The sequence below is a fragment of the Pseudomonas sp. 2957 genome (assembly GCF_031456345.1).
GTDB lineage: Bacteria > Pseudomonadota > Gammaproteobacteria > Pseudomonadales > Pseudomonadaceae > Aquipseudomonas > Aquipseudomonas siliginis.
Genome location: NZ_JAVDUL010000001.1, coordinates 941221 through 967461 on the forward strand (window position 1 = coordinate 941221; position 26241 = coordinate 967461).

26 protein-coding genes are annotated in these 26241 nt (G+C 59.9%); 5 read left to right on the forward strand and 21 right to left on the reverse strand.

The window, feature by feature from the left end:
- The first annotated feature begins 43 nt into the window (after positions 1 to 43).
- Complete coding sequence (locus tag J2Y39_RS04315; protein ID WP_150741395.1) at positions 44 to 526, forward strand: hypothetical protein; 483 nt, start codon at positions 44 to 46, stop codon at positions 524 to 526.
- Here the strand turns inward: J2Y39_RS04315 and hemN are convergent.
- From hemN to ccoG, 6 genes are all read right to left on the reverse strand, one after another.
- The gene (gene hemN / locus J2Y39_RS04320) at positions 523 to 1905 is read right to left on the reverse strand and encodes an oxygen-independent coproporphyrinogen III oxidase (protein WP_262137304.1); all 1383 of its coding nucleotides are present in this window, start codon (positions 1903 to 1905) and stop codon (positions 523 to 525) included. The genes J2Y39_RS04315 and hemN overlap by 4 nt on opposite strands.
- A gap of 197 nt (positions 1906 to 2102) precedes the next feature.
- Positions 2103 to 2786, reverse strand: a complete 684-nt coding sequence (locus J2Y39_RS04325; protein WP_310215315.1) for a sulfite exporter TauE/SafE family protein — start codon at positions 2784 to 2786, stop codon at positions 2103 to 2105.
- Complete coding sequence (gene ccoS / locus J2Y39_RS04330; protein WP_039763029.1) at positions 2779 to 2991, reverse strand: cbb3-type cytochrome oxidase assembly protein CcoS; 213 nt, start codon at positions 2989 to 2991, stop codon at positions 2779 to 2781. The genes J2Y39_RS04325 and ccoS overlap by 8 nt, the downstream gene beginning before the upstream one ends.
- Positions 2992 to 3014: 23 nt before the next feature.
- The gene (locus J2Y39_RS04335; protein WP_310215317.1) at positions 3015 to 5465 is read right to left on the reverse strand and encodes a heavy metal translocating P-type ATPase; all 2451 of its coding nucleotides are present in this window, start codon (positions 5463 to 5465) and stop codon (positions 3015 to 3017) included.
- A gap of 213 nt (positions 5466 to 5678) precedes the next feature.
- Positions 5679 to 6218: a FixH family protein gene (locus tag J2Y39_RS04340; RefSeq protein WP_056784237.1), complete on the reverse strand. Its 540-nt coding sequence runs from the start codon at positions 6216 to 6218 to the stop codon at positions 5679 to 5681.
- A 13-nt stretch (positions 6219 to 6231) separates the two neighbouring features.
- Positions 6232 to 7647 carry a cytochrome c oxidase accessory protein CcoG gene (ccoG, locus tag J2Y39_RS04345; protein WP_095179451.1) on the reverse strand — a complete coding sequence of 472 codons (1416 nt, stop codon included), beginning with the start codon at positions 7645 to 7647 and terminating at the stop codon, positions 6232 to 6234.
- A 482-nt stretch (positions 7648 to 8129) separates the two neighbouring features.
- Between ccoG and J2Y39_RS04350 the strand changes: the two genes are divergently transcribed.
- Positions 8130 to 9134: a metallophosphoesterase gene (locus tag J2Y39_RS04350; RefSeq protein ID WP_310215319.1), complete on the forward strand. Its 1005-nt coding sequence runs from the start codon at positions 8130 to 8132 to the stop codon at positions 9132 to 9134.
- 38 nt (positions 9135 to 9172) lie between these two features.
- Here J2Y39_RS04350 and J2Y39_RS04355 read toward each other — a convergent pair whose 3' ends face one another.
- The 10 genes from J2Y39_RS04355 to ccoN (J2Y39_RS04400) all read right to left on the reverse strand — a co-directional run bounded on the left by J2Y39_RS04355 (position 9173) and on the right by ccoN (J2Y39_RS04400) (position 17270).
- Positions 9173 to 9592 (reverse strand): type II toxin-antitoxin system VapC family toxin, encoded by a 420-nt coding sequence (locus J2Y39_RS04355; RefSeq protein WP_252869093.1) that lies wholly within the window; start codon positions 9590 to 9592, stop codon positions 9173 to 9175.
- Positions 9592 to 9846: a type II toxin-antitoxin system Phd/YefM family antitoxin gene (locus J2Y39_RS04360; RefSeq protein ID WP_056786773.1), complete on the reverse strand. Its 255-nt coding sequence runs from the start codon at positions 9844 to 9846 to the stop codon at positions 9592 to 9594. The genes J2Y39_RS04355 and J2Y39_RS04360 overlap by 1 nt, the downstream gene beginning before the upstream one ends.
- Positions 9847 to 10372: 526 nt before the next feature.
- Positions 10373 to 11356: a cytochrome-c oxidase, cbb3-type subunit III gene (gene ccoP, locus J2Y39_RS04365; RefSeq protein WP_024012333.1), complete on the reverse strand. Its 984-nt coding sequence runs from the start codon at positions 11354 to 11356 to the stop codon at positions 10373 to 10375.
- A complete protein-coding gene (locus tag J2Y39_RS04370) occupies positions 11353 to 11538 on the reverse strand; it encodes a CcoQ/FixQ family Cbb3-type cytochrome c oxidase assembly chaperone (protein WP_016775513.1) in 186 nt (61 codons plus the stop codon). Before J2Y39_RS04370 ends, ccoP (J2Y39_RS04365) begins: the two co-directional genes overlap by 4 nt.
- A gap of 5 nt (positions 11539 to 11543) precedes the next feature.
- Positions 11544 to 12152, reverse strand: coding sequence for a cytochrome-c oxidase, cbb3-type subunit II (gene ccoO / locus J2Y39_RS04375; protein WP_007917161.1), 609 nt, complete (start codon positions 12150 to 12152; stop codon positions 11544 to 11546).
- Complete coding sequence (ccoN, locus tag J2Y39_RS04380; protein WP_024012334.1) at positions 12152 to 13594, reverse strand: cytochrome-c oxidase, cbb3-type subunit I; 1443 nt, start codon at positions 13592 to 13594, stop codon at positions 12152 to 12154. Before ccoN (J2Y39_RS04380) ends, ccoO (J2Y39_RS04375) begins: the two co-directional genes overlap by 1 nt.
- Before the next feature lie 481 nt (positions 13595 to 14075).
- Positions 14076 to 15029 (reverse strand): cytochrome-c oxidase, cbb3-type subunit III, encoded by a 954-nt coding sequence (ccoP, locus tag J2Y39_RS04385; protein ID WP_310215322.1) that lies wholly within the window; start codon positions 15027 to 15029, stop codon positions 14076 to 14078.
- The gene (locus J2Y39_RS04390) at positions 15026 to 15223 is read right to left on the reverse strand and encodes a cbb3-type cytochrome c oxidase subunit 3 (protein WP_016773878.1); all 198 of its coding nucleotides are present in this window, start codon (positions 15221 to 15223) and stop codon (positions 15026 to 15028) included. The genes ccoP (J2Y39_RS04385) and J2Y39_RS04390 overlap by 4 nt, the downstream gene beginning before the upstream one ends.
- 3 nt (positions 15224 to 15226) lie before the next feature.
- Complete coding sequence (gene ccoO / locus J2Y39_RS04395; protein WP_003223389.1) at positions 15227 to 15835, reverse strand: cytochrome-c oxidase, cbb3-type subunit II; 609 nt, start codon at positions 15833 to 15835, stop codon at positions 15227 to 15229.
- Positions 15836 to 15845: 10 nt separating this feature from the next.
- Positions 15846 to 17270, reverse strand: a complete 1425-nt coding sequence (gene ccoN / locus J2Y39_RS04400; RefSeq protein WP_024012337.1) for a cytochrome-c oxidase, cbb3-type subunit I — start codon at positions 17268 to 17270, stop codon at positions 15846 to 15848.
- Positions 17271 to 17362: 92 nt separating this feature from the next.
- Here ccoN (J2Y39_RS04400) and J2Y39_RS04405 point away from each other — a divergent pair, with 92 nt between their 5' ends.
- Positions 17363 to 18043, forward strand: coding sequence for an alpha/beta family hydrolase (locus tag J2Y39_RS04405; RefSeq protein WP_310215324.1), 681 nt, complete (start codon positions 17363 to 17365; stop codon positions 18041 to 18043).
- A gap of 1531 nt (positions 18044 to 19574) precedes the next feature.
- On the forward strand, positions 19575 to 19928 hold the full coding sequence (locus tag J2Y39_RS04410) for a DUF6124 family protein (RefSeq protein ID WP_041479078.1): 354 nt from the start codon (positions 19575 to 19577) through the stop codon (positions 19926 to 19928).
- A gap of 172 nt (positions 19929 to 20100) precedes the next feature.
- Here the strand turns inward: J2Y39_RS04410 and J2Y39_RS04415 are convergent, their stop codons facing one another.
- The 4 genes from J2Y39_RS04415 to inhA all read right to left on the reverse strand — a co-directional run bounded on the left by J2Y39_RS04415 (position 20101) and on the right by inhA (position 24237).
- The gene (locus J2Y39_RS04415) at positions 20101 to 20571 is read right to left on the reverse strand and encodes a hypothetical protein (RefSeq protein ID WP_310215328.1); all 471 of its coding nucleotides are present in this window, start codon (positions 20569 to 20571) and stop codon (positions 20101 to 20103) included.
- 310 nt (positions 20572 to 20881) lie between these two features.
- Positions 20882 to 22447 carry a PAS domain-containing methyl-accepting chemotaxis protein gene (locus tag J2Y39_RS04420; RefSeq protein WP_305382569.1) on the reverse strand — a complete coding sequence of 522 codons (1566 nt, stop codon included), beginning with the start codon at positions 22445 to 22447 and terminating at the stop codon, positions 20882 to 20884.
- A gap of 102 nt (positions 22448 to 22549) precedes the next feature.
- Positions 22550 to 23341, reverse strand: a complete 792-nt coding sequence (locus tag J2Y39_RS04425; protein WP_310215333.1) for a CPBP family intramembrane glutamic endopeptidase — start codon at positions 23339 to 23341, stop codon at positions 22550 to 22552.
- Between the two features lie 209 nt (positions 23342 to 23550).
- Positions 23551 to 24237 carry an isonitrile hydratase gene (inhA, locus tag J2Y39_RS04430; protein ID WP_310215336.1) on the reverse strand — a complete coding sequence of 229 codons (687 nt, stop codon included), beginning with the start codon at positions 24235 to 24237 and terminating at the stop codon, positions 23551 to 23553.
- A gap of 89 nt (positions 24238 to 24326) precedes the next feature.
- On the opposite strand from inhA, the gene J2Y39_RS04435 reads away from it, so the two are divergent.
- Positions 24327 to 25310: a GlxA family transcriptional regulator gene (locus tag J2Y39_RS04435; RefSeq protein ID WP_310215338.1), complete on the forward strand. Its 984-nt coding sequence runs from the start codon at positions 24327 to 24329 to the stop codon at positions 25308 to 25310.
- Here the strand turns inward: J2Y39_RS04435 and J2Y39_RS04440 are convergent.
- A complete protein-coding gene (locus J2Y39_RS04440) occupies positions 25279 to 26166 on the reverse strand; it encodes an alpha/beta hydrolase (RefSeq protein WP_310215340.1) in 888 nt (295 codons plus the stop codon). The genes J2Y39_RS04435 and J2Y39_RS04440 overlap by 32 nt on opposite strands.
- Between the last annotated feature and the right edge of the window lie 75 nt (positions 26167 to 26241).

A 26241-nucleotide genomic window follows, 5' to 3' on the forward strand; every position in this document is an offset into this window, starting at 1 on the left:
CGGCCGATAACCCGCTATCAGCACTCAACCAAGGAAGGCCCCGATGACCGCCATTGGTACGCTAAGCCCCGGCAGCAGCGGCGTTGCCGCTTCGCCGGAGATGACCAGCACCGACGCTGCAATCGATCGCGATGAAGACTTGTCGCACACGGCAACCCCGACCTTGGTCGAGGGCGTCAAAGTGTCGCTCTCCGGCGCGGCCATCGCCAAATCCGCCGCTGTCGGCGGCGAGAACAGCGACATCGACAACAGTGGCTTACCGGAGAACATCCAACAGTTGCTGAAGATGATTCGCAAGATCCAAAAAGAAATCATCGAGAAAAAAGCCCGCATGGCGGCGGTCATGTCAGACAGAACCCTCTCCACCGAGGAAAAGATCAACAAGCTCGCCGCACTGCGGGGCGCCATCGCCGCCCTCAACAGTGGCCTGATCACCGCCAACCTCGCCCTGTCGAAAGTCATGAACCAGTCGGCGCTCAATCCTGACCAGAACCTCAAAGTCGGCTCGTTGCTGACCAAGCCTTAAATCACCCGCGAGAAACGCTGGCGGTTCTGCTGCTCCAGGTACGCATCAAAGACCATGCACACCGAGCGCACCAGCAATCGGCCCGCTGGCAACACCTCGATGCGCTCGCGCTCGAGTCTGATCAGGCCATCCTCGGCCATACCTTGCAACTGCGGCCAGAGCGCGCCGAAGTAGCCTTGAAAATCGATGTTGAACTGCTGCTCGATCTCGGCGAACTCGAGTTTGAAATTGCAGATCAGCTGCTGAATCACTGCGCGGCGCAAGCGGTCGTCGGCGTTGCACACCAGACCGCGACTGGTCGCCAGCTGCGCGCTGGCGAGGCTGTTCTGATACGCGTTGAGGTCGCTGCTGTTCTGGCAGTACAGATCGCCGATCTGGCTGATCGCCGACACACCCAGGCCAATCAGGTCGCAATGGCCATGGGTGGTGTAACCCTGGAAGTTGCGTTGCAGGGTCTGCTCTTCCTGGGCAATCGCCAGTTCGTCATCAGGCAGGGCGAAGTGGTCCATGCCGATGTAGCGGTAGCCGGCAGCGGTCAGTTGCTCGATGGTGCGCTGGAGCATTTCCAGCTTGTGCGCCGGGCTCGGCAGTTCGCTGCTGTTGATTCGCCGTTGCGGCATGAAGCGTTCCGGCAGGTGCGCATAGTTGAATACCGAGAGGCGATCCGGTTGCAGGCTGATCACTTCCTCGACGGTGCGGGCGAAATTGTCGGGTGTCTGCTTGGGCAGGCCATAAATCAGATCGATGTTGATCGAGCGAAATTGCAGGGTTCGCGCCGCATCGATCACCGCGCGGGTTTCTTCCAGGCTTTGCAGGCGATTGACCGCGCGCTGCACCGCCGGGTCAAGATCTTGCAAGCCAATGCTGACCCGGTTGAAACCCAGTTCGCGCAGCAGGCCCATGGTCGACCAGTCGGCTTCGCGCGGGTCGATTTCAATGCCGTAATCGCCCGAGTCATCGTTGAGCAAATTGAAATGCTTGCGCAGGTGCGCCATCAACTGACGCAACTCGTCGTGGCTGAGAAAGGTCGGTGTGCCGCCACCGAAATGCAGTTGCTCGACGGTTTGCGCCGGGTCGAGGTGGCAGGCAATCAACTGGATTTCCTGCTCGAGCCGTTGCAGATACGGTTGCGCGCGACCGCGATCCTTGGTGATGACCTTGTTGCAGGCGCAGTAGTAGCAAATGTTCGCGCAGAACGGCACATGCACGTACAGCGACAACGGCCGCTGCGCCTTGCGGCTGTCGCGCAGGGCATGGAACAGGTCGAAAGTGCCGACCTGACCGTGAAATTGCACGGCGGTCGGGTACGAGGTGTAGCGTGGCCCCGCCAGATCGTAGCGGCGGATCAGATCAGAGTCCCAACGAATGGCGTCGAGCATGCGGGCATTCCCCCGGATAGGCTGGCAGTGTGGCGAGTCTAGGGGAGGGCATTGCAGGGCATCTTGATTTGCATCAACGGCGGGGATTTGCGTTGTTCATGCGGGCGTCATCGCGAGCAGGCTCGCTCCCACATTGGATTTGCAGCGTACTCAAGACCTGTGGGAGCGAGCCTGCTCGCGAAGGCCGCCCCACACATTTAATGGCCCATGAGCCAATGCTGATGCGGCCCGGGCAAGGTCCACAGGCCAAACACAATCACCAGCAAGCCACCCGCCATGCGCACGCTGCGTTTGCGCAGGATCGCCGTGACCCGTTCAGCCGCCAGCCCGGTGGCGAGCAGCACCGGCCAGGTGCCGAGGCCGAAAGCGAGCATCAGCAATGCACTGTCCAGCGCATTACCCTGACTCGCGCTCCACAGCAAGGTGCTGTAAACCAGTCCGCACGGCAGCCAGCCCCACAGCGCACCGAGCAGCAAGGCACGCGGCAGGCTGGAAACCGGCAGCAAGCGATTCGCCACCGGTTGAATAAAGCGCCACAAACCACGCCCTACAGCTTCGATACGCGTCAACCCGCTCCACCAACCGGCCAGATACAAACCCATGGCGATCAGCAGCAACCCGGCCAGCACACGCATGAACAGCGCCGCCGGGCTGTTGGCGACGGCCCAGCCGGCGAGACCGATGAGCAATCCCGCCGTGGCATAACTGAGAATCCGCCCGAGGTTATACGCCAGCAACAGACGAAAGCGCCGGCTGCGCTGCTCTTTGGGAATCGCCAGGGTCAGCGCGCCCATCAGGCCGCCGCACATACCCAGACAGTGGCCGCCTCCGAGCAGGCCGAGGATCAGCGCCGAGACCAGCAGGGGCGCCAGTTCAAGCATGGGGCGGCGCCTTGTCGTCCGGTTTGCCGGCGTTGGCTTCGTCCACCGCAGCGGTGTGGTTGGGATCCTGATCGTCAAACAGGATGCTGTGCGCCGGGCCGTCGAGGTCGTCGTACTGGCCGCTGTCCACCGCCCAGAAGAAGATGTACACGGCGATGGCGACGATCAGCAAGGCAGCGGGAATCATCACGTAGAGAGCTGGCATGGGTAACTCCAGGCTCGCGCGGCTCAGGCCGGCAGCGGGCGGGTTTGGGTCGGGCTGCCGGCGGCCGGCGCGCTCGGCAGGCGAGTCAGGCGCAGGGCGTTGAGCACCACGGTCAGCGAACTGATCGACATACCGACCGCCGCCCACACCGGTGTGATCCAGCCGAGGGCGGCGAACGGCAACATGAGGCCATTGTACAGCGCCGCCCACAGCAGGTTTTCGATGATTACCCGGCGCGTGCGTCGCGCCAGCGTGAAGGCTTGCACCAGAGCGTCAAGGCGATTGGACAGCAACACTGCATCGGCGCTGGTTTTCGCCAGATCGGTGGCCGAGCCCATGGCCACGCTGATATCGGCCGCGGCCAGCACCGGCACGTCGTTGACGCCGTCGCCGAGCATCAGCACCTTGCGCCCTTCCTTGTGCAGTTGTTGCAGCACTTGCAGTTTGTCATCCGGGCGCAAGCCGCCACGGGCCTCGTCGATGCCCAGTTCGGCGGCGACACTGGCGACCATCGGCGAACTGTCGCCGGACAACAGCAAGGTGCGCCAGCCCCGCGCTTTGCAGGCCGCGAGCAGGGCGGGGGCATCGTCACGCAGGCGATCGTCGAGGACGAACCATGCCAACGGCCCCTGAGTGTCGGCGAGCAGTAACCATTGTCCGGCCTCATCAGGCATTGACGGCAGTGCCGCGCCGCTCAGGGCACAGGCGAACGGCGCCTGACCGATGCGCAAGCGTTGCTCACCGACCACGCCTTCCAAGCCCAGGCCTGGTGTGCTGTGCACGTCCTCAGCGGCCAGTGGCGCACGCCCGAAAGCGCGGGCGATCGGGTGTTCCGAACGGTTTTCCAGCGCAGCGGCAAGGCTCAGGCATTGTTCGCTGTCGAGCGCGCCGAGCGGGCGAATCGAGCGCAGCACCAAGCGGCCTTCGGTGAGCGTACCGGTCTTGTCGAAAATCACCGTGTCGATCTGGTTCAAGCCTTCCAGTACATGGCCGCGGGTCAGCAGTAGGCCGAGTTTGTGCAGGGTGCCGGTGGCGGCGGTGAGGGCGGTCGGCGTCGCCAGCGACAGCGCGCACGGGCAGGTCGCCACCAGCATGGCGAGGACGATCCAGAACGCCCGTGAAGAATCCAGCTGCCACCACAGCAGGCCGATCACTGCCGCCGCAATCAGCGACAGCAGCAAAAACCATTGCGCGGCGCGGTCGGCGATTTCCGCCAGACGCGGCTTCTCCGCCTGAGCGCGATCAAGCAGGCGCACGATCGCGGAGAGACGCGTGTCCTGTCCCAGCGCCTGCACTTGCACGGTCAATGCGCCTTCGACATTGAGCGTGCCCGCAGTAACAGCATCGCCGAGCGTGCGTGGCTGCGGCAGGTATTCGCCAGTCAGCAGCGATTCGTCGATGCTCGACTGACCGTCGATGATCTTGCCGTCAGCCGGCAGAATCGAGCCCGGCTGCACCAGAATCCGCTCGCCCACGCGCAACTCGCTGAGCAGGATGCGTTCGCTCTGACCGTTGTTATCCAGGCGCAGGCACGAGGCGGGCAACAGGTTGACCAGCTGTGCGGTGGCAGCAGCGGTGCGTTCGCGGGCGCGGCGTTCCAGATAACGCCCGGCGAGCAAAAACAGCGCGAACATGCCGACCGCATCGAAGTACAGCTCGCCGACCCCGGTGATCGATGTCCAGATCCCGGCGATGTAAGCGCTGCCGATCGCCAGTGAAACAGAAACGTCCATGGTCAGGTGGCGCGTACGCAAATCGCGCATCGCGCCTTTGAAGAACGGCGCGCAGCTGTAGAACACGATCGGTGTGGTCAGAAACAGCGCGACCCAGCGCAGGATCGTGTGCAGCTCGGGACTGAGGTCGATGTTGAATTCCGGCCAGGTGGCCATGGTCGCCATCATCGCCTGAAACCACAGCAACCCGGCGACGCCGAGCTGGCGCAGGGCCAGGCGATTCTCGCTGGCCAATTGTTCGCTGGCGCGATCGGACTGGTACGGGTGGGCGGCGTAACCGATGTGGCGCAGCTCGGCGAGGATCTGGCTCAGCGGCAATTGTGCGTCGGCCCAACGCACGTGCAGGCGATGGTTGGACAGGTTCAACCGCGCTTCGGCGACGGCGGGCAGGGTGCGCAGGTGTTTCTCGATCAGCCAGCCGCAAGCGGCGCAACTGATGCCTTCCATCAACAAGGTGGTTTCAGCCAGATCGCCTTCGTGGCGCACGAAGGGCTGCTGCACGTCGGCGCGGTCGTACAGCGCCAGTTCATCAGTCAGTTGCACCGGCAGCGCTTCGGGATTGGCCGACGCTTCGCTGCGATGCTGGTAATAGCTTTCCAGACCACCGGCGACGATGGCTTTGGCTACCGCCTGACAGCCCGGGCAGCAGAACTCGCGGGCCTGCCCGAGGACGACGGCGGTGAAGCGGCTGCCGGACGGGACGGGCAGGGCGCAGTGGTAGCAGGGGATTGGGGTGGTCATGGCATTGATGAGGGTGTGAGCCCTTGCATTGGGGGTGTTCGCTTGCCCTCACCCCAGCCCTCTCCCGGAGGGAGAGGGAGCCGATCGATGTGAGCCTGAAGAGCGGCTTCAGTCGCCGACATTGTCACTGTCATACGCCCCGCTTCCAAGCAACCGAGATCAGTCCCCTCTCCCTCCGGGAGAGGGCTAGGGTGAGGGGCTCTTGATTTTGATTCACTTCTTCAGATCTTCCGCACCCTGCAATGGCTCATCACCCAGCAGCAGTTCCTTGTCATGACTGACCAGTTCTTCTTCAAACATGCGCCACACGTGCTCGTCCTGGCTGCCGAGCAACTCGACAAAGCGCCGCCCTTCGACCTTGTCGCTCAACTGGCCGATGTAGCGCCCGCTCTCGCTGCCACTGCGGGTCAGAACGATCTTGCGATCCTTCTCCGGCTGGGTCGGCGAGATCAGGTTCAGCTCCAGCGTTTGCGGCTGGCTGTCACCGTTCAAGCGCAAGTCGACTTCCCCGGTCACATCATCCAGATGCACCGCTGCACGCAGCTTCAGGGTTTGCGCCAGCAACTCGCGATCCAGTGAACGGTTGATGCCTTTGCCTGCTTCGTAATAGTTGTCGTTGACCAGATTGTCCGGGTTGTTCACCGCGATGGTCACCATCGACAGGGTCAAGGCCACCGAGCAGGCCAGAATCGCGATGATGATCCACGGCCAGAGGTGCTTGTACCAGGGACTTGCGGCGTTTGCAGCGGGCATGTTCAAAATTCTCTCAACGGATTTGTGGGCCGATGAATCGGCTCTTGGCTTCAACGTGGACGCTGTCGTCATCGGCGTCCTTGAGGATGAATTTCACCTCGTTGGTGCTCGATGGCAGTTGTTCCGGTGCGCTCGACAACTCGACCGGCATGCTGACGATATCCCCGGCGGCAACCTTGATCTCGCGCTTGCCTTGCAGGCGCAGGTCCGGCAGACCCTCGGCTTGCAGCAGGTAAGTGTGGTCGCGCTGATCCTTGTTCATGATCTTCAGGCTGTAGACGTTTTCGATCCGGCCTTCAGCGTTTTCGCGGTACAGCACGCGGTCTTTGCTGACGTCGAAGCCGACCAGCGAACGCATGAAGAACGCAGCGACCAACAGGCTGATCATCGCCAGCAGCACCAAGGCGTAGCCGATCAGGCGCGGTCGCAGTTTATGGGTTTTCTGCCCGGAGAGGTTGTGTTCGGTGGTGTAGCTGATCAGCCCGCGCGGGTAATCCATCTTGTCCATGATGCTGTCGCAAGCGTCGATGCACGCCGCGCAGCCGATGCATTCGATCTGCAGGCCATCGCGGATGTCGATGCCGGTCGGGCAGACCTGCACGCACATCGTGCAGTCGATGCAATCGCCCAGCCCCAGGGCTTTGTAGTCGATGCCTTTCTTGCGCGGCCCACGGCTTTCGCCACGGCGCGGGTCGTAGGAAACAATCAGCGTGTCCTTGTCGAACATCACGCTCTGGAAGCGCGCATACGGGCACATGTAGATGCACACCTGCTCACGCAACCAACCGGCATTGCCGTACGTGGCGAGGGTGAAAAAACCGACCCAGAAATACGACCAGCCATCGGCCTGGCCGGTGAAGAACTCGATAACCAGTTCGCGGATCGGCGAGAAGTAGCCGACAAAGGTCATGCCGGTGACGAAACCGATCAGCAGCCACAGCGAGTGCTTGGCCAGCTTGCGCAGGAATTTGTTGGCGCTCATCGGCGCCTTGTCGAGCTTGATGCGCTGATTGCGGTCGCCTTCAGTGACCTTTTCACACCACATGAAAATCCACGTCCATACGCTCTGCGGGCAGGTGTAACCGCACCAGACGCGCCCGGCATAGACGGTGATGAAGAACAGGCCGAATGCAGCAATGATCAACAGGCCCGAAAGCAGAATGAAATCCTGTGGCCAGAAGGTCGCGCCAAAGATAAAGAACTTGCGCTCCGGCAGGTTCCACCAAACCGCCTGGTGACCGCCCCAGTTCAGCCACACCGTGCCGAAATACAGCAGAAACAACGCCGCACCGCCGAGCATCCGCAGATTGCGGAACAGGCCGGTGAAGGCGCGGGTGTAGATTTTTTCTCGTGAGGCATAAAGATCGACGCTGTTGTTCGCGTTCTTGCTCGGTGGCGTGACGTCGTGTACCGGAATCTGATTGCTCATCATTGCATCCCACGGCAGTGGAAAAATGCCTCGGTCGATACGTGCCAACCGAGGTCAAAAAGGCTGTTGCAGTAGCGCGATGATACGCCTGCCGCTCTGGCTCAAGGGTGCGACCTTTGGTCGCGTTGGGTAAAAAATGCGGATGGTGTAGCGATTGCGCAAAAGCCTGACGCAGATCAATTGACTTGTTGAGTATGGACGGTTTTGCCGAAGTGGCTAGTTCATCCTTTCAATTGCTTGTTCACTCACTGCCGTTGATTTCGCAAGTTGAATAACACCCGTGATTGTTTTCATTCTGGCGACAAGTAAGGCCGGACGCTACGGGTTTCTATTGATTGGTATGTTGTAAGTTGGTGGGTCTGAAATATATTCACTCGATTGTTGTTGGTGAAGGCTTTGAAGTTTTCGCTGTATTCGAATAAGTTCTGTTCGCGCGAAACTTCTTTTGCGTATCGAAAATTAATTGAAATGGAATTTCAAGCATGGCTTTGAATAAATTCATGAGCACCTTTATGGGTGCTTGTCTGGTAGCTTCGGCTATTACCGCTCAGGCTACAACTGGCATGCCGAAACATATGGTCTTTACTTCGGATACTCAATATCCATGGACAGACAAGACCGATATCCGCGAGCCCGAATCGGATTCAGAATTCACGGCGCGCTCGAAATGGCTGATTGAAACCCAACTTGCGAGCATTGCCGAATTCAGAAATCAACACGGCTCTCAAGCGCAGGTTCCTTTGATGATCAATGGCGATATAACCGCTTTTGGTCATGGCTGGCAGCGCTCGTTCATGAAGGATTCGCTGAACAGGCACTTCAAGGGTGAATATCTTTACGGCTTGGGTAATCACGACTATGAAAACAATGTTGATGATTGCTTTACCAATAACTGTGCTGCAGGAAGTATTGTCGAGTTCAAAGAGCATCATGAAGGTAAAGTCGATAACTTTGATCTGAAAATCACTGACGGTTTTCTGAGCAGGACGTATTCCGGTAGCCTCGCCTATTCGAAAAATATCGGCGAAGTGCATATGGTTCAGCTCAATAATGAGCCGACCTATACCGCCCGGATTGCTCATCCGTTGAACCCGACAACGTTCGAAATCAACGACGCACTGGACTGGCTCGAGACCGATCTGCGACTGGCGCGAGCGTCGGGCTACGCCATCATTATCAATATGCACAAACCCTTGCGGCACCAGGGCAGCCCCGAGCAGAAGAAGCGTTTCCATGACATGGTCAACAAGTACCAGGTGACGGCCATTTTCGCCGGCCACCTGCATACCGAGGGAGGAAGTTCCTACTGGGAGGGCAGCGTCCCCATGTATCTCAGCGGAAGCACCTCTCAGCAAACCTACCTGACTGCGAATTTCACCGAGGATCGCAAGCATTTGCAGATCTATCTGGTGAAGAACAACCAGTGGCGTGAGCGGACGCTGATCGATACCACGGTTGTGCATTCAATCTTTGCCCAACGCCCATGAAAAAAGCCCCGCCGGTGATAGGGCGGGGTGTTCAGCAGTCAGTTATTGGCAGCGATCCATGGGTTGATCAGATTGACGCCGCTGAGTTGAAAGTCCGCAATGTTGCGAGTTACCAGCGTAAGCCCGTGCACAAGCGCGGTGGCGGCGATCAAGGCGTCGCATTCACTGCTGCGGTCGGGAACATGCAATCGTGCGCACCGGGTGGCGACGCTGGTATCGACAGGCAGGATTCTTCCAGAGAACGCCGGTTTGACGTGATGTTCCAGCCAGTTGCGCAGCAGCTGGCCTTGTGAAGGGTCACGACGTTCGATACGCAGGGCGCCCGTTTCCAGTTCCAGCACAGTGATTGCAGATAGATACAGGCTGGCTGGGGAAACGCTGTTTGCCCATTTCACCACATGCCTGTCGGCTTGTTTTTTCCGCAGCTCGGAAACTACATTGGTATCCAGTAGGAACATCAGGAAAGGTCCACGCTGCGAGGAGTGATTACAGCGCGCTCGGGTTCGAATTCGATTTCAAGCGCATTCGGCATCGCCAGTAGCTCAACGATGCTGGTCTCGCAACCGGTCAGTTTCTGGTACTCCTCAATGCTGAGCAATACGTGGGCAGGCCTGCCTCGGTCAGTAATGATTACTGGACCTTGACGCGTGGCTTTTTTGGCTGCACTGGTGTCCTGATTGAACTCGCGGCTGGAAATGGTGGTGATGGCCATCATGTTTGGCCTCCAGAAATTCTGATGTAGGAACGTTACTATTTTGAGGTTTTCACCGCAATCGAAAAGGCAGGTCGGGGACGATCGGTTTGTCACTTTCATAAGGGCACCGGCGAAGGCGCCTCCCGCCAAGGCGTGAGGCACTGGATACAGGGCGTAAATTCGGTGTTTTTGCTGCCCTTGTCAGAGCAATCTACCGCCGCCGAGGCCGTCGAGTCCGCCACCGTCGCCGGGGCTGTTCATGGTTTGCTGCGATACCTCGAGTAACGGTTTCACAGATGTTCGTTCGAACCCTGCCCTATGGGTAGAGCCGGGTTGAGGCTGATTTTGCAGTGCGCTTTGGTGATCTTTCGACATTGGGCTTCATCCTTGAAGTGGCCCGATATGGATTATCGGGGGCGAAAAAAACCTACCGTGCATCTCAGCTCAGGTCCATCGAGCAACCGTTTCGAATCGTGAATGCCAGCATGAAAAAAGGCCCCGCCAATTCCCATTGGCGGGGCCTTTTTTGCTTCAAGCGTTGGCCTTACTCAGCCTTCGCCTCCGGTGCTTTTTCACCGTGAGACAGACTGTAAACATACGCCGCCAGCAGGTGCACCTTGTCATTGCCCTGCAGTTGTTCCTGCGCAGGCATCTGGCCCTGACGACCGTAACGGATGGTCTGCTGCAGTTGCGCGAAGCTCGAGCCGTAGATGAATGCGCCCGGATGGGTCAGGTCGGGCGCACCCATGGCCGGGGTGCCTTTACCGGCAGGGCCGTGACAAGCCACGCAGTTGGCGGCGAAGAGTTTCTGGCCGTTGGCCGGGTCGGCCTTGGTGCCTTCCGGCAGTTTGCGCCCGTCGAGATTGGTCACCACGAAGGCCGCTACGTCAGCCACGCCTTGCTCACCGATCACTTCCGCCCACGCCGGCATCACCGCGTGGCGGCCGCCCATGATGGTGGTCTTGATGGTTTCCGGCTCACCGCCCCAGCGCCAGTCGGCGTCGGTCAGGTTGGGGAAGCCGTAGGCGCCCTTGGCGTCGGAACCGTGGCACACCGAGCAGTTGGACGCGAACAGACGGCCGCCCATCTTCAGTGCTTGCGGATCCTTGGCGACTTCTTCGATCGGCATCGCCGCGAACTTGGCGAAAATCGGACCGAAGCGAGCGTCCGAACGGGCCATTTCCTTTTCCCACTCGTGGACGCCGGTCCAGCCGGTCTGGCCGTTGGCGAACGCGGTCTGTTTCTCGGTATCCAGATAGTTGTAGCCCGGCAGCAGACCTTTCCAGTTGCCCAGACCCGGGTACAGCACCAGATAACCCAGGGCAAAAATGATGGTGCCGACGAACAGCATGAACCACCATTTCGGCAGCGGGTTGTCGTACTCCTCGATCCCGTCGAAGGAGTGGCCGACCGTCTCGTCCGTCTGTTCGCTGCGCTGGCCCTTGCGGGTCGACAGCAGCAGCCAGGTCAGGGCGAAGATCGTACCGAGACTGAGGACTGTGACGTACAGACTCCAGAATGTAGTCATTCTTTGTTACTCCTAGAAGCTTGCTCGACGTGCTTGATGGCTTCGGGATCATCCGCAAAAGGCAGCATGGTCGCGTCGTCAAACTCTGACTTGCGCTTGGGGCTGAACACCCACAAGGCCAGACCGATGAAGGCCACCATCACGACAACGGTGCCCAGGCCTCGAATCATCCCGATATCCATCAGATTCACCGTTTGCTTTTGATGATGGTGCCCAGGCCTTGCAGATAGGCCACCAGCGCGTCCATTTCGGTTTTGCCCTTCACGGCATCCTGTGCACCGGCGATGTCTTCGTCGGTGTACGGCACGCCGAGGGTGCGCAAGACTTCCATTTTTTTCGCGGTTTCCTTGCCGTCGAGCTTGTTTTCCACGAGGAACGGGTAAGCCGGCATTTTCGACTCGGGGACCACGTTGCGCGGGTTGTACAAGTGCGCACGTTGCCAGTCATCGGAGTAACGACCGCCCACACGGGCCAGATCCGGGCCGGTACGTTTGGAACCCCACAGGAACGGGTGGTCCCAGACGCTTTCACCGGCGACCGAATAGTGGCCATAGCGTTCAGTTTCAGCGCGGAACGGGCGGATCATCTGCGAGTGGCAGCCGACACAACCGTTGGCGATGTACACGTCGCGGCCTTCCAGTTCCAGCGCCGAGCGCGGCTTCATGCCCTCGACCGGCTTGTTGGTGACGTCCTGGAAGAACAGCGGAACAATTTGGGTCAGGCCACCGACGCTGACGGCGATGACCATGAAGAAGGCCAGCAGGCCAATATTCTTCTCGACAGCTTCATGCTTCATCAGTGAGCTCCAACGACGGCAATCTTGGCGGCGGCTTCGGCTTCAACCGGATCCGACGCACGGACAGTGCGGTACACGTTGTAAGCCATCAGCAGCATGCCGCTGGCAAAGAAAGCACCGCCCAGCGCGCGGACGATGAAGCCCGGGTGGCTGGCCTGCAGCGCTTCGACGAACGAGTAGGTGAGGGTGCCGTCATCGTTGATTGCACGCCACATCAGGCCCTGGGTGATGCCGTTGACCCACATCGACGCGATGTAGAGCACGGTGCCGATGGTGGCGAGCCAGAAGTGCGCGTTGATCAGCCCGGTGCTGTGCATCTGCGCCCGGCCGAACAGTTTCGGGATCATGTGGTAGATCGCGCCGATCGAGATCATCGCTACCCAACCGAGGGCGCCGGCGTGGACGTGGCCGATGGTCCAGTCGGTGTAGTGCGAGAGCGAGTTGACGGTCTTGATCGCCATCATCGGCCCTTCGAAGGTCGACATGCCGTAGAACGCCAGCGACACCACGAGGAAGCGCAGGATCGGGTCGGTGCGCAACTTATGCCAGGCGCCCGACAGGGTCATCATGCCGTTGATCATGCCGCCCCAGCTTGGCGCCAGGAGGATGATCGACATCGCCATGCCTAGCGATTGCGCCCAGTCCGGCAGGGCGGTGTAGTGCAGGTGGTGCGGGCCAGCCCAGATGTACAGGGTGATCAGCGCCCAGAAGTGCACGATCGACAGACGATAGGAGTAGATCGGGCGTTCGGCCTGTTTCGGCACGAAGTAGTACATCATCCCGAGGAAACCGGTGGTGAGGAAGAAGCCCACCGCGTTGTGGCCGTACCACCACTGGATCATCGCGTCAGTGGCGCCGGAGTAGGCCGAGTACGACTTGAACAGGCTGACCGGCAGCGACATGTGGTTGACGATGTGCAGCATCGCGGTGACGACGATGAACGCGCCGTAGAACCAGTTGCCGACATAGATGTGCTTGGTTTTGCGCTTGGTGATGGTGCCGAAGAACACCAGACCGTAGGTGACCCAGACAATGGCCAGCAAAATGGCGATCGGCCATTCCAGCTCGGCGTATTCCTTGGTGGTGGTGTAACCCAGCGGCAAGGTAATGATTGCGCCGACGATGACCGCTTGCCAGCCCCAGAAGGTAAAGGCCGCGAGGCTGTCGGAAATCAGTCGCGTCTGGCAGGTTCGCTGCACGACATAGTAGGAAGTGGCAAACAGTGCACAACCGCCGAAGGCGAAAATCACCAGGTTTGTGTGCAACGGGCGCAGGCGTCCAAAGCTCGTCCACGGCAGACCGAAGTTCAGTTCCGGCCAGACCAGTTGCGAGGCAATGAAGACACCGAGCCCCATGCCAAGGATCCCCCAGACCACCGTCATGATGGCGAACTGGCGGACTACCTTATAGTTATAAGCAGTCGGACTGATTGCTGTGCTCATTCTAAGGTTCCACGGTTTGGGTATTTTTATAGGGATAAAATCGGCCGCAAGTATGTATAAAGCAGGGGGTCATTGCAACGCGCCATGACCTGGGTCAATGCTTTCCAACGCTGATTCTGCGGCCTTTCCATGCGCCGCGTAGGGTCAAAAATGGCCTCTGACAAAATGTCGCAGTGCGCGTAAAAAGCTCGCAATCCGGATCGCCGTCAACGGTGCCCGTTCACAGGTCGTGATCGGGAAATTGCGGGCGATCGGCGCAACAGCCGTTATCTACCTGCGTTTGCGGCGAATCCATCAACCGGTTCACGGTGCGCATCGTTCGGGATTGATCTGGAAACCGACTTCAGCCGGTCCGCTTCGATGAAGCGTAGACCCGAATCCGGGGTTCCGAAAGGAGAGGATCCAAGGGGTGCGACAATGCGTCGCAAAGGGGCGGGAAACTGCCGCAGCGAGAAAGCTGCGGCAGTGGTGTACGCAATTGCTATTTCTTGCTGTCTTCAGTTATCAGTTTTTCTGTGTTCAATCCGTGGCTCAGGCTGTACACATAAGCGGCGAGCAATTGCACTTTGTCGTTGCCCAACATCTCGTTCTGCGCCGGCATATGCCCCTGACGACCATGGCGAATGGTCTGCTCCAGTTGGGTCAGGCTGGTGCCATAAATGAAGCCGGCCGGGTGGGTAAGATTCGGTGCGCCCATGGCAGGGGTGCCTTGGCCAGTTGCGCCGTGGCAAGCCACGCACGTGGTGCTGAACGCCTGCTGTCCGGCTTGCAGGTCTGCCTTGCTGTCGGCGGGTAGCGGCAGGCCGGCCAGTTCGTGGCGCACGTAGGCGGCAACGTTTTTCACCCCGGCCTCACCGAGCACTTCGCCCCAGGCCGGCATTGCCGCCATCCGTCCACCCATGATGGTGGCCTTGATCGTCTCGGCATCGCCGCCCCAGCGCCAGTCGCTGTCGGCAAGGTTAGGGAAGCCGAACGCGCCCTTGGCATCCGAGCCGTGGCACACCGAGCAATTGGAGGCGAACAGACGACCGCCCATTTTCAGCGCCTGCGGATCCTTGGCCACTTCTTCCAGCGGCATCGCCGCGAATTTGGCGAAGATCGGCCCGAACCGGGCGTCCGCCTTGTTCATTTCCTTTTCCCATTCGTGCACGCCTGTCCAGCCATCCTCATAGCCGGGCAGGATGCCTTTCCAGTTGCCCAGGCCCGGATAGAGAATCAGATAACCCACCGAGAACACCAGCGTGCCGGCGAACAGCATGAACCACCACTGCGGCAGCGGGTTGTCGTACTCCTCGATGCCGTCGAAGCTGTGGCCCATGGTCTGGTCGACACTGCCCTTGGTCTCGCCCCGGCGGGTGCCGATCAGCAGCCAGGTCAGGCCGATCAGGCTGCCAATGGTCAGTACGCAGATCCACGTACTCCAGAAGGTGGTCATGGCCGGGTACTCCTTGTTTCAGGGGCTGAAATTGTTTCGGGTAGTGGCTCGTCGGCGAACGGCAGCAGGCGTGCTTCGGCGAATTCCGGGGTGCGCTTGCGGTTGAACACCCACAAGGTCAGGCCGACGAACGCGACGAACACCACGACCGTGCCGAGACCGCGAATCAGGCCTGCACTCATTTCAATGACCATGGCTCACCTCTTGCTCTTGATTGCAGTGCCGAGCACTTGCAGATAGGAAACGAGGGCGTCCATTTCGGTCTTGCCCTTGAGGCTGGCGACTGCGCCGCTGATGTCGTCATCGGTATACGGCACGCCGAGGGTACGCATGGTTTTGAGCTTGGTTTCGGTGTGGCTGCTGTCGACCGCTTGGGTGACCAGCCACGGGTAGGCCGGCATCTTCGACTCCGGCACGACGTTGCGCGGGTTGTACAAGTGCGCGCGGTGCCAGTCATCCGAGTAACGCGCGCCGACCCGGGCGAGGTCCGGCCCGGTACGTTTCGAACCCCACAGGAACGGGTGATCCCAGACGCTTTCACCGGCCACCGAGTAGTGCCCGTAGCGTTCGGTTTCGGCGCGGAACGGACGGATCATCTGCGAGTGGCAACCGACGCAGCCTTCGCGGATGTAGATGTCGCGACCTTCCAGTTGCAGCGCGGTATAGGGCTTCATGCCCTCCACCGGTTTGTTGGTGACGTCCTGGAAGAACAGCGGGACGATCTGGGTCAGGCCGCCAATGCTCACGGCGAACACCATCAGCAGCATCAGCAGGCCGACGTTCTTTTCAATCGTTTCGTGTTTCATGGCGGACTCCTCAGGCCATCTGCGCGGCAGCGACGACGTCGGCAGGCTGCGAGGCCCGCACGGTGCGCCAGGTGTTGTAAGCCATCAGCAACATGCCGCTGAGGAAAATCGCCCCGCCGATCAGCCGCACGACAAAGCCCGGATGGCTGGCCACCAGGGTTTCGACGAAGGAATACGTCAGCGTGCCGTCCTCGTTGACTGCGCGCCACATCAGGCCCTGGGCGATGCCGTTGACCCACATCGAGGCGATGTAGAGCACGGTGCCGATGGTGGCCAGCCAGAAATGCGCATTGATCAGGCCGACGCTGTGCATCTGCGCTTTGCCGAAGATTTTCGGGATCATGTGGTACAGCGCGCCGATCGAGATCATCGCCACCCAGCCGAGTGCGCCGGCGTGTACGTGGCCGATCGTCCAGTCGGTGTAGTGGGAGAGGGCGTTGACAGTCTTGATGGCCATCATCGGACCTTCGAAGGTCGACATGCCGTAGAACGCCAGCGAGACCACGAGGAAACGCAGAATCGGGTCGCTGCGCAACTTATGCCAGGCGCCCGAGAGGGTCATCATGCCGTTGATCATGCCGCCCCAGCTCGGTGCCAGCAGGATCAGCGACATCACCATGCCCAGTGACTGTGCCCAGTCCGGCAGCGCGGTGTAGTGCAAGTGGTGCGGGCCGGCCCAGATGTACAGGGTGATCAAGGCCCAGAAGTGCACGATTGACAGGCGATACGAATACACCGGACGTTCGGCCTGTTTCGGCACGAAGTAATACATCATCCCGAGGAAACCGGCGGTGAGGAAAAAGCCCACAGCGTTGTGGCCGTACCACCACTGCACCATCGCGTCGGTTGCACCGGCGTACACCGAGTAGGACTTGGTGAAACTCACCGGCAACTCAAGGTTGTTGACGATGTGCAGAATCGCCACGGTGATGATGAACGCGCCGAAGAACCAGTTGCCCACATAAATGTGTTTGGTTTTGCGCTGCATGATCGTGCCGAAGAACACGATCGCATAGGCGACCCAGACGATGGTGATCAGGATGTCGATCGGCCATTCCAGCTCGGCATATTCCTTGGAACTGGTGTAACCCAACGGCAGGCTGATCGCCGCCAACAGGATCACCAGTTGCCAGCCCCAGAAGCAGAACGCGGCGATTTGCGGCGCGAACAATTGCGTCTGGCAGGTGCGTTGCACCGAATAAAAAGAGCTGGCGAACAGCGCGCAGCCACCGAAGGCGAAGATCACCGCGTTGGTGTGCAGCGGGCGCAGACGGCCGAAACTGGTCCAGGGCAAATTGAAGTTGAGTTCCGGCCAGACCAATTGCGCCGCGAGAAAAACCCCGAGGCCCATGCCGACGATGCCCCACACCACCGTCATAATGGCGAATTGGCGGACCACCTTGTAGTTGTAGGCGGTACTGATAGAAGTGTTCATGGTTCCCCATCCACGGTTCAGCCGAAGTGAGCGCGCGCAAACGACGCGAATCCTTCGCCTGGAGTTATAGGCAGACTAAAAGCGAGGCAAGCATGGACAAACAGCACAAGGCCAGTATTGACGGGGATCAATGGGCGCAGTGTGTGCTCGATCATGGGTGGCTTTGGGATGCCGCTGTTGGTGAGGCTTCGGCAACGCTGATTCTGGCGCACGGGGCGGGGGCGCCGATGGATAGCGACTGGATGAACGACATGGCTGGGCGCCTTGCCAGGCTTGGGGTCAACGTGTTGCGCTTTGAGTTTCCCTATATGGCGCAGCGGCGGGTGGATGGGGTTAAGCGGCCGCCGAATCCTGCTGGCAAGTTGCAGGAATGTTGGCGGGAGGTGTTTGCGGTTGTGCGGCGTCATGTCGCTGGGCCGTTGGCGATTGGCGGCAAGTCGATGGGCGGGCGGATGGCGAGTCTGGTGGCGGATGAGTTGGGGGTGGATGCGTTGGTATGTCTGGGGTATCCGTTTTATGCGGTGGGGAAGCCGGAGAAACCTCGGGTTGAGCATTTGGCTTCGTTGCGCACGCGGGCGTTGATTGTGCAGGGAGAGCGGGACGCTCTGGGGAATCGCGAGGCGGTTGAGGGCTATTCGTTAGCGCCGGGGATTGAGGTGTTTTGGTTGGTGGCGGGGGATCATGATTTGAAGCCGCTCAAGGCTTCTGGCTTTGCGCATTCCGATCATTTGGCGGGTGCTGCGCAGAAGGTGGCTGAATTTCTCGGTGACTGATTTTGAGCCGGGCCGGGATTTTGCGTTGCATGAAGACCTGCTCCCTTTCCCTTCGCCATCTTTGGGGTGAGGGGGTAGTTGTTGATCTTGCTTTTGGGGGCATATCCGTTGCTTCGGGAGCTGCGGCTGGCGGTTTCGCCTGACGGCGACTTACTTTTTTACAAGCGCCAAAAAAAGTAAGCAAAAAACGCTAGCTCCTGCGTTCGGCCCTCGCAAGCTCGGGTCCCTTCGCTCCGGGATCGATCCGGGCGCAGCGGCTCCGGTTTGCTTCGCTGCACCTCCTTCCGCTGTGTCTGGCTGCGCCAGACGGTCGCTGCGCTCCCACCCCCGGATCAATCCCTCCACTCAGCCTTCCGACGTCGCCGGTGGATCAAGATCAAGAGCACTCGAGCTTGCGCTCATCGTTGAGTGGTGCGGCTTCGCCGCGGGCAGCTGCGCTGCCTTGCTTTTCTGTGGGAGCGAGCTTGCTCGCGAAGGCGGCCTGACAGCCGACCTGATTCTTCCTGATGTACACCGCGCTCCTTGTAGAAGTGAGCCAGCTCGCGATGGCGGTCTCCCAGTCGACCAATCTCTACCGTTTGGACCAAATCTCTGTGGGAGCTGGCTTGCCAGCGATGGCGGCCTCCAAGCCGACCAATCCCCCACTGATGTACCCGATCTAAATGTGGGAGCGAGCCTGCTCGCGAAGGCGGCCTGACAGCCGACCTGATTCTTCCTGATGTACACCGCGCTCCTTGTAGAAGTGAGCCTGCTCGCGATGGCGGTCTCCCAGTCGACCAATCTCTACCGTTTGGACCAAATCCCTGTGGGAGCTGGCTTGCCAGCGATGGCAGCCTCCAAGCCGACCAATCCCCCACTGATATACCCGATCCAAATGTGGGAGCGAGCCTGCTCGCGAAGGCGGCCTGACAGCCGACCTGATTCTTCCTGATGTACACCGCGCTCCTTGGAGAAGTGAGCCAGCTCGCGATGGCGGTCTCCCAGTCGACCAATCTCTACCGTTTGGACCAAATCCCTGTGGGAGCTGGCTTGCCAGCGATGGCGGCCTCCAAGCCGACCAATCCCTCACTGATGTACCCGATCCAAATGTGGGAGCGAGCCTGCTCGCGAAAGCTCCCTTCCAGACGACATCAAACCACCTGCCTGTCAGAGGCAATCTCTGAACTTAAACATCATCAAATACCAATGTTTAAACTACACGACCCGTTACGCCATCCCGGCTACAACTCCTTGCGCCATTGCCTACGCCTACGCCAGAATCCGCCGGCTTACGCGTCTAGGCGGCGGGCTATATCGTTTGTCTGTCACTGAAAAACAGTGATGGGGTTTGGTAGCCCGCGTCGAAACCGTTGTATAGCGTCACCGTATGCAGTCCCGTTTCGGGGCTCGACTTTTATGGTGGGCATGCGTGGGGCTCCTTTGTGAGCGCCGGGTTTCCTGTTTCGACCGGTCTACCAACCTGCGTATGACCACCACCTTTCGTTTGGTAGCGAGGGTGTTGGCTCCCAATATTCGAAACCGGAGTACGCCCATGTTCAAAGTCACCCCCAACCCGCCACCCCCCCACGACCGCGCTCTCGATCCGCAAAAAATCCAGGAAGCCACCGACCGCGCCCTCGATTACTACCTCAAACCCGAAGATCTGGCCGCTCCACCAAGCTCTCCAAAATATCGCCCGATCTATGTCGTGGACCCCACGCTGGATGACGAAACCCTGTTGGTCGAGGCCTGCGAGTCGCTTTCATACGCGCATGCCATGGCCGGTAACATCGCCAACTCGATAGGCGGCCCGGAACGCAAACCACTGCTGGCGCTGCAACAGGTGATCATGCTCAACGAACTGTTGGTCAATCGACTGCTGGATAAGCTGAAGTTGCCTCAATAATTTCGCTGGCTGTTATGGCCTCTTCGCGAGCAGGCTCGCTCCCACAGGGGATTGGTGTCTGGCACCTAATCTGTGATCAGCGCAGATCCAGTGTGGGAGTGAGCCTGTTCGCGAAGCGCCATACGGCTGAAAGGGCGGGGATGCAATCTGATCGAAACGTTGTCGCGAAAAATCACAAATCATCCCTAAACAAGTTGAAAGTACCTATAGGCTGCGTTCGGTATCCATGGCTTTTGAACTTTGCTTCAAATGTACCTTTAGCAATCCCCTTGGTGGGATGGATGTCGATAGTGACCGTGGCTTCATCAGCATCAACATAAGTAAATCCATAAAACCCAGAGGGTCCAGGTGACGAGTGGCCGTGCTGGAATGTCAGCCCGTCTTCTAGCGTATAGGTTTTATGGAACGGGGCGTCACTGGTATAGGGGATCGAGAAAGAGTAGAGAAAGATGTTCTTCTCCTCCAGCGTTCCTGTGGACCCTGAGATTGACCAGCTCTTTTCGCCCGTCGGAATAAAATGACGTAGCTCAAAAGAAATTATAGTGGCCGTGGTTTCAGGGTTGGTGCCGAATTGCCAAGTGAAGACATTAGACTGTTTTGCAATGGCACCTGGTTTTGGGATGAGGATGCTATGTTTACTCATTTTTTAGCTCCTTGGTCATATCGTGATAACAATGAAAACCATCTGTTCAACGATTTATAGATATGCCCCTGAAGCTTGAATGTCTACTGTAAGACCTGACAGTAGACATACGCTGTGTTCTGTGGATTTTCGCCAGGATTTCCGAATGTGCAGCGCAAAACTTTCTGATGAAGTTCAATATTAGATGTCTCGGTTTTGCAGGCGGCGCAATGCACGACTGAACTACTCAAGTCCTATTGAGTAGTTCATTGACACAACAAAAAACCCGGAAAGCTCACGCCATCCGGGTTTTTTCATTCCAGCCATCCAATCAGCGGTTAAACCGCGCCACCAACGAATACTGCGTGTTGGCCGTCTTCGTCAGTTCTTCACTGAGCAACGCCGAGTTGTGCGCTTGTTCCGAGGTCTGATCCGCCAGTTCCGAGATATTGCTGATGTTACGGCTGATCTCTTCAGCCACGGCACTTTGCTCTTCGGTCGCGGCGGCGATCTGGGTGGTCATGTCGGTGATGTTGGCCACCGCTTCGCTGATGCCGACCAGTGCCTGATCCGCTTCCAGGACCCGGGCCACGCCTTCTTCAGCCTGGCGATGCCCGGCTTCCATGGTTTGCACGGCGCTGGAGGCGGTCTGTTGCAACTTGGCGATGAGGGCATGAATCTGCCCGGTGGATTCGCTGGTGCGTTGCGCCAGTTGGCGGACTTCGTCAGCCACGACCGCAAAACCACGGCCCATTTCACCGGCACGCGCTGCTTCAATTGCAGCGTTGAGGGCGAGCAGGTTGGTCTGGTCGGCGATGCCTTTGATCACGTCGACCACGCCGCCGATTTCGTCGCTGTCCTTGGCCAGTTGCGTCACGGTCAGGCCGGTTTCGCCGACGACTACCGACAGGCGCTGAATCGCTTCGCGGGTTTCCCCGGCAATGTCGCGGCCACGCCCGGTCAGGCGGTTGGCTTCCTGGGTGGCGTCAGCGGTGCGCTGTACGTGGCTGGCGACTTCCTGGGTGGTGGCGGCCATCTGGTTGACGGCGGTGGCGACCTGTTCGGTTTCCACGCGCTGGCGTTCCAGGCCGGTTGAGCTGTTGTGCGCCAGGGCGTCGGACTGCTTGGCCTGTTCGGTCAAGTGCTCGGCGGTGTCCTGCAGGCGGGTCAGACAGGTTTTCAGGCGTGCTTCCTGGCTGAGGATCGACATTTCCAGACGCGCCTGGGCGCCACGGCTGTCGGTGTACATCTGCGCGATCAGCGGGTCGGAGGTGGTCTGTTCGGCCAGGCGCAGCAGGCGCTTGAGCCCGCGTTGCTGCCATTGCAGGCCCATCAGGCCCAGCGGCACCGACAAACCGGCGGCGAGGGCGAAGCCCCACTGCGAGTTCAGCGTCGCGCCAATCATGAAGCTCAGCTGGCTGACCAGAATGAACGGCAGCCAGTCCTGCAGGAGCGGCAGCCATTTGTCCGTCGAAGGAATCGCCGACTTGCCCTGGTTGATGCGTTGGTAGAGCGCTTCGGCGCGGCGGATCTGTTCGGCGGTGGGCTTGACGCGCACGGACTCGTAACCGATCACCTGGCTGCCATCGAACACCGGTGTGACATAGGCGTTAACCCAATAGTGGTCACCGGATTTGCAGCGATTCTTGACGATGCCCATCCATGGCAAGCCTTGTTTCAGTGTGCCCCACATGTGCGAGAACACCGCCGACGGCACGTCAGGGTGACGGACCAGATTGTGCGGCGCACGGATCAGTTCCTCTCGCGAAAACCCGCTGATTTCAACGAACGCGTCGTTGCAGTAGGTGATCATGCCCTTGGCATCGGTGGTGGAAATCAACCGTTGCTGAGCTGGAAAGGTCCGCTCGCGTTGTGTAATGGGCTGGTTGTTACGCATGGTTTTTCAATCCGCAAGGCTTTGAATGGTTGTCGGCGCCGACAGGTTTTTATTGAAGTTTTTTTTCAGATTTAAGTACGGCGTCGCAAAACCGCGCTTGCGTCAACTGGCCAGCATCGGATAGGTGAACAGGCCGAAGTGCAACAGGTTCAGGCCGAAATGGGTGGCGATCGCCGCGCCCAGTCCGCCGAAACGGTAGGCCAGACCATAGCCGACCCCGGCCAGTCCCGCCAGCAACACCCAGGTCCAGCCAGCGCCGGCATGCACCAGACCAAACAACAGCGAGGCCAACAGCAGCGCGAGGTTGTCGCCGTAGGGCAGGTGCTTGAGGCGACGGCTCAGCCCGCCCTGTATATAGCCGCGAAACAGCGCTTCCTCGACCAGCGTCACCAGCAGCAGATTGTTCAGCACCCACAGCCAGGCCTGATCCGGCCATTTCGGTGCCCAGGCGATCACGCCAAGTAAAAGCGCGCCGCCGAGGGCGAGAATCGCGCACAGCGTCAGGGCGAGGGCGGTGGCATAGACCGTCAGGCGCAACGATCGCCGCGCGACGATCCACGGACAAACCAGCAGCAACCATAAGCCCACCAGCGGTTTGTCGAGATTGAAGTACATCGCGAACGGCACCGCGTTGTCAGTGAAACGTTGCGGATTGATCACCCGGCCGTTGGCGAAGCCCGGCAGCCAGTGCATCGCCAGTGCCACGGCCAGAACGATGAACAGGCCATGGCCGAGCCAACGCGCGACCGGCACCTCTTGCTGACGCACGGCGAACGCGGCGAACAGCAAAAGCCCCACGGAGATCAATGCCAGCCAACCGAGCTGGCCGTAGCTCAGGGCCAGTCCGTAACCGAGGCCGAGCAGCGCGAGATAGAGCCAGGGCAGCGCCTTCATCGAAAGTCCTTGTGCGAGATTTCTGGAAGGGGCTTTCTACACGGGCGAGGGAGGTGGGACAAGTGAAGGTGTGGCAGTCATGCCAGACACAAATCAAATGTGGGAGCGAGCCTGCTCGCGAATGCGGTCTTCCAGATGACGTCACTGGCGCCTGACACTCCGCCTTCGCGAGCAGGCTCGCTCCCACAGGTTTTGCATTCGGCTGGATATCAGCGCAGGCCCAGTTTGGCCGCTGCGCGTTCGGTAATCTCGGTACGCAGCTTCAACGACGGCACCGCGCGCAACCGCGCTTCATCGACCACCGCGATCGGCGCCACGTCCGGGCTGCCGGCATTGAACGGCGGCGCCGGGGCATATTCCAGTTGCAACTGCACCAGTTGCGCCGTATCGGCATCGACCAGTTCCGCCGCCAGCACCAAGGCGAAATCGATGCCAGCGGTAATTCCGCCACCGGTAAACAGATTGCCGTCGCGTACCACCCGATCCTTCACCGCAACCGCGCCCAGCGTCGGCAGCAACTCGTGATAGGCCCAGTGCGTAGTCGCGCGCTTGCCCTGTAGCAGGCCAGCCGCGCCAAGCACCAGCGAGCCGGTGCACACCGAGGTCACGTAACGTGCCTGGGCGGCCTGATGTTTAATGAAGTCCAGCGTCTGCTGATCTTCCATCAACGGCCCGACGCCACTGCCGCCGGGCACGCAGATTACGTCCAGATCCGGGCAATCCTCGAAAGTCGTAGTCGGTTTCAGCAGCAGCCCGGTGCTGGATGTCACTGGCATCAGATCCTTCCAGATCAGGTGGACCTGCACGCCGGGCAACGAGGCGAGGACGTCGTAAGGGCCGGTGAGGTCGAGTTGCTGGACCTGCGGGAATAACAGAAAACCGATCTGCAGCGTCATCGTTCTTGCTCCGTTGAAAGAAGTGGACGACTTCACTGTAGGCGGGTAGGTTCTGGCGCATACGCCAATCACCCCACGAATTACGCCAAATGCCTAAAGCCATTCACGTCCTCGCGTTTGCCAATATGCAGATTCTTGATGTCACCGGGCCGTTGCAGGTGTTCGCCTCGGCCAACGATCTCGCCCACCAGCGCGGCTTGTCGACGCCCTATGCGCCGAGCGTGATCGCCAGCGGCGGAGGGGCGGTGATGTCATCGGCGGGGTTGGCGGTGCTCGCCGAACCCTTGCCAAAAACGCCCAGCGACACCTTGATCATCGCCGGCGGCTGGGGCATTTATCCCGCCGCCGAAGACTCGCAACTGGTCGACTGGGTGCGCGAGCACGGCACTCACTGCCGGCGCGTGGCTTCGGTATGCACCGGGGCCTTTCTACTCGCGGCCAGCGGCTGGCTCGATGGCCGCCGCGTGGTTACCCACTGGACGCGCTGCGAGCAACTGGCCGCGCAACATCCCAATCTGCACGTGGAAGCCAATCCGATTTTCATCAACGACGGCCCGGTGTGGACGTCCGCCGGGGTCACGGCAGGCATCGATCTGGCGCTGGCCATGGTTGAAGAAGACCTCGGCCGCGACATCGCCCTCGACGTCGCCCGGCACTTGGTCGTCTTCCTTAAACGCCCCGGCGGGCAGTCGCAGTTCAGCGTGACGCTGTCGCTGCAACAACAGGGCAACCGCTTCGATGAACTGCACGCCTGGATCGCCGAGAACCTGACCTGCGACCTCGGCATCCCGACCCTCGCCGAACAGGCTGGCATGAGCGAACGCAGCTTCATCCGCCACTACCGCGCCGACACCGGCCAGACCCCGGCGCGGGCGATCGAATTGATCCGCGTCGAAACCGCGCGGCGACTGCTCAGCGATACCGGTTTGCCGGTGAAACGCATCGCCGCCAATTGCGGGTTTGGCAGCGAAGAGACGCTGCGGCGCAGTTTTCTGCGAGCGATTGGCGTGACGCCGCAGGCTTATCGGGAGCGGTTTTCGGTCAGCGTTGCAGCAGATCCAGTATTGCCTTGAGGGTTTCCTGCGGCGCTTCTTCGGGAATGTTGTGGCCGACACCCGCGAGCACGCGCCGCTCATAAAAGCCGTTGAAATGCTCGGCATCTTCATCAATCAGCGAAGGCGGGCCGACGCCATCATCGCCACCGCACAGCGAAATGCTCGGTACGCGGATCACCGGCTGTGTGGCCAGCGCTTCTTCCATCCACTCCAGGGCTGGATCGCCCGGGGCGTAGCCGAAGCGATGCCGATAGGAATGAATCACCACGTCGACAAAGTCAGGATTATCAAAAGCGCCAGCGGTCAGCGGGTAGCGTTCGTCCTTTCGCGCCCATGTCGGCGACCACAGCCGCCAAAGCAACTGACACAACGCCCGGCGATTCTGCTTAAGGCCCTCGGCGCCACGCGGCGTGTGGAAATAGTACTGATACCAGAGCCGATGCTCGTCTTCCGGGTCCAACGGCTGGTTCGCATGGGCGATGTCCTGCACGAGGTAGCCGTCGCCGCTGACCAGCCCGCGCACTCGCGCCGGAAACAACGCCGCGACAATACACGCTGCCCGACCGCCCCAGTCATAACCGCAAAGCGTGGCCTGTTCGATGCCCAGCGCATCCATCAGATCGAGCAAGTCCTGCGCCATCGCAGCTTGCTGGCCGGAGCGCAGGGTTTGCGCACTGTTGAACCGGGTCGGCCCGTAACCGCGCAAGTACGGCACGATGACGCGGTAGCCTCGCGCGGCCAGCGCCGGGGCGACTTCGTCGAAGGTGCGCGGGGAATAGGGGAAGCCGTGGAGCAGAATTACCGGGGCGCCGTTGTTCTGACCGTGCTGTTCGTAGGCAATGGTCAGGGTTGGGGTAAGAACGCTCTCGATCATGACGAACCACTCCGTTTGAATCGTATTCAGACACTCTGGATCTGCGAACGGAATGCGGGTCACCGCTGCGCAGGT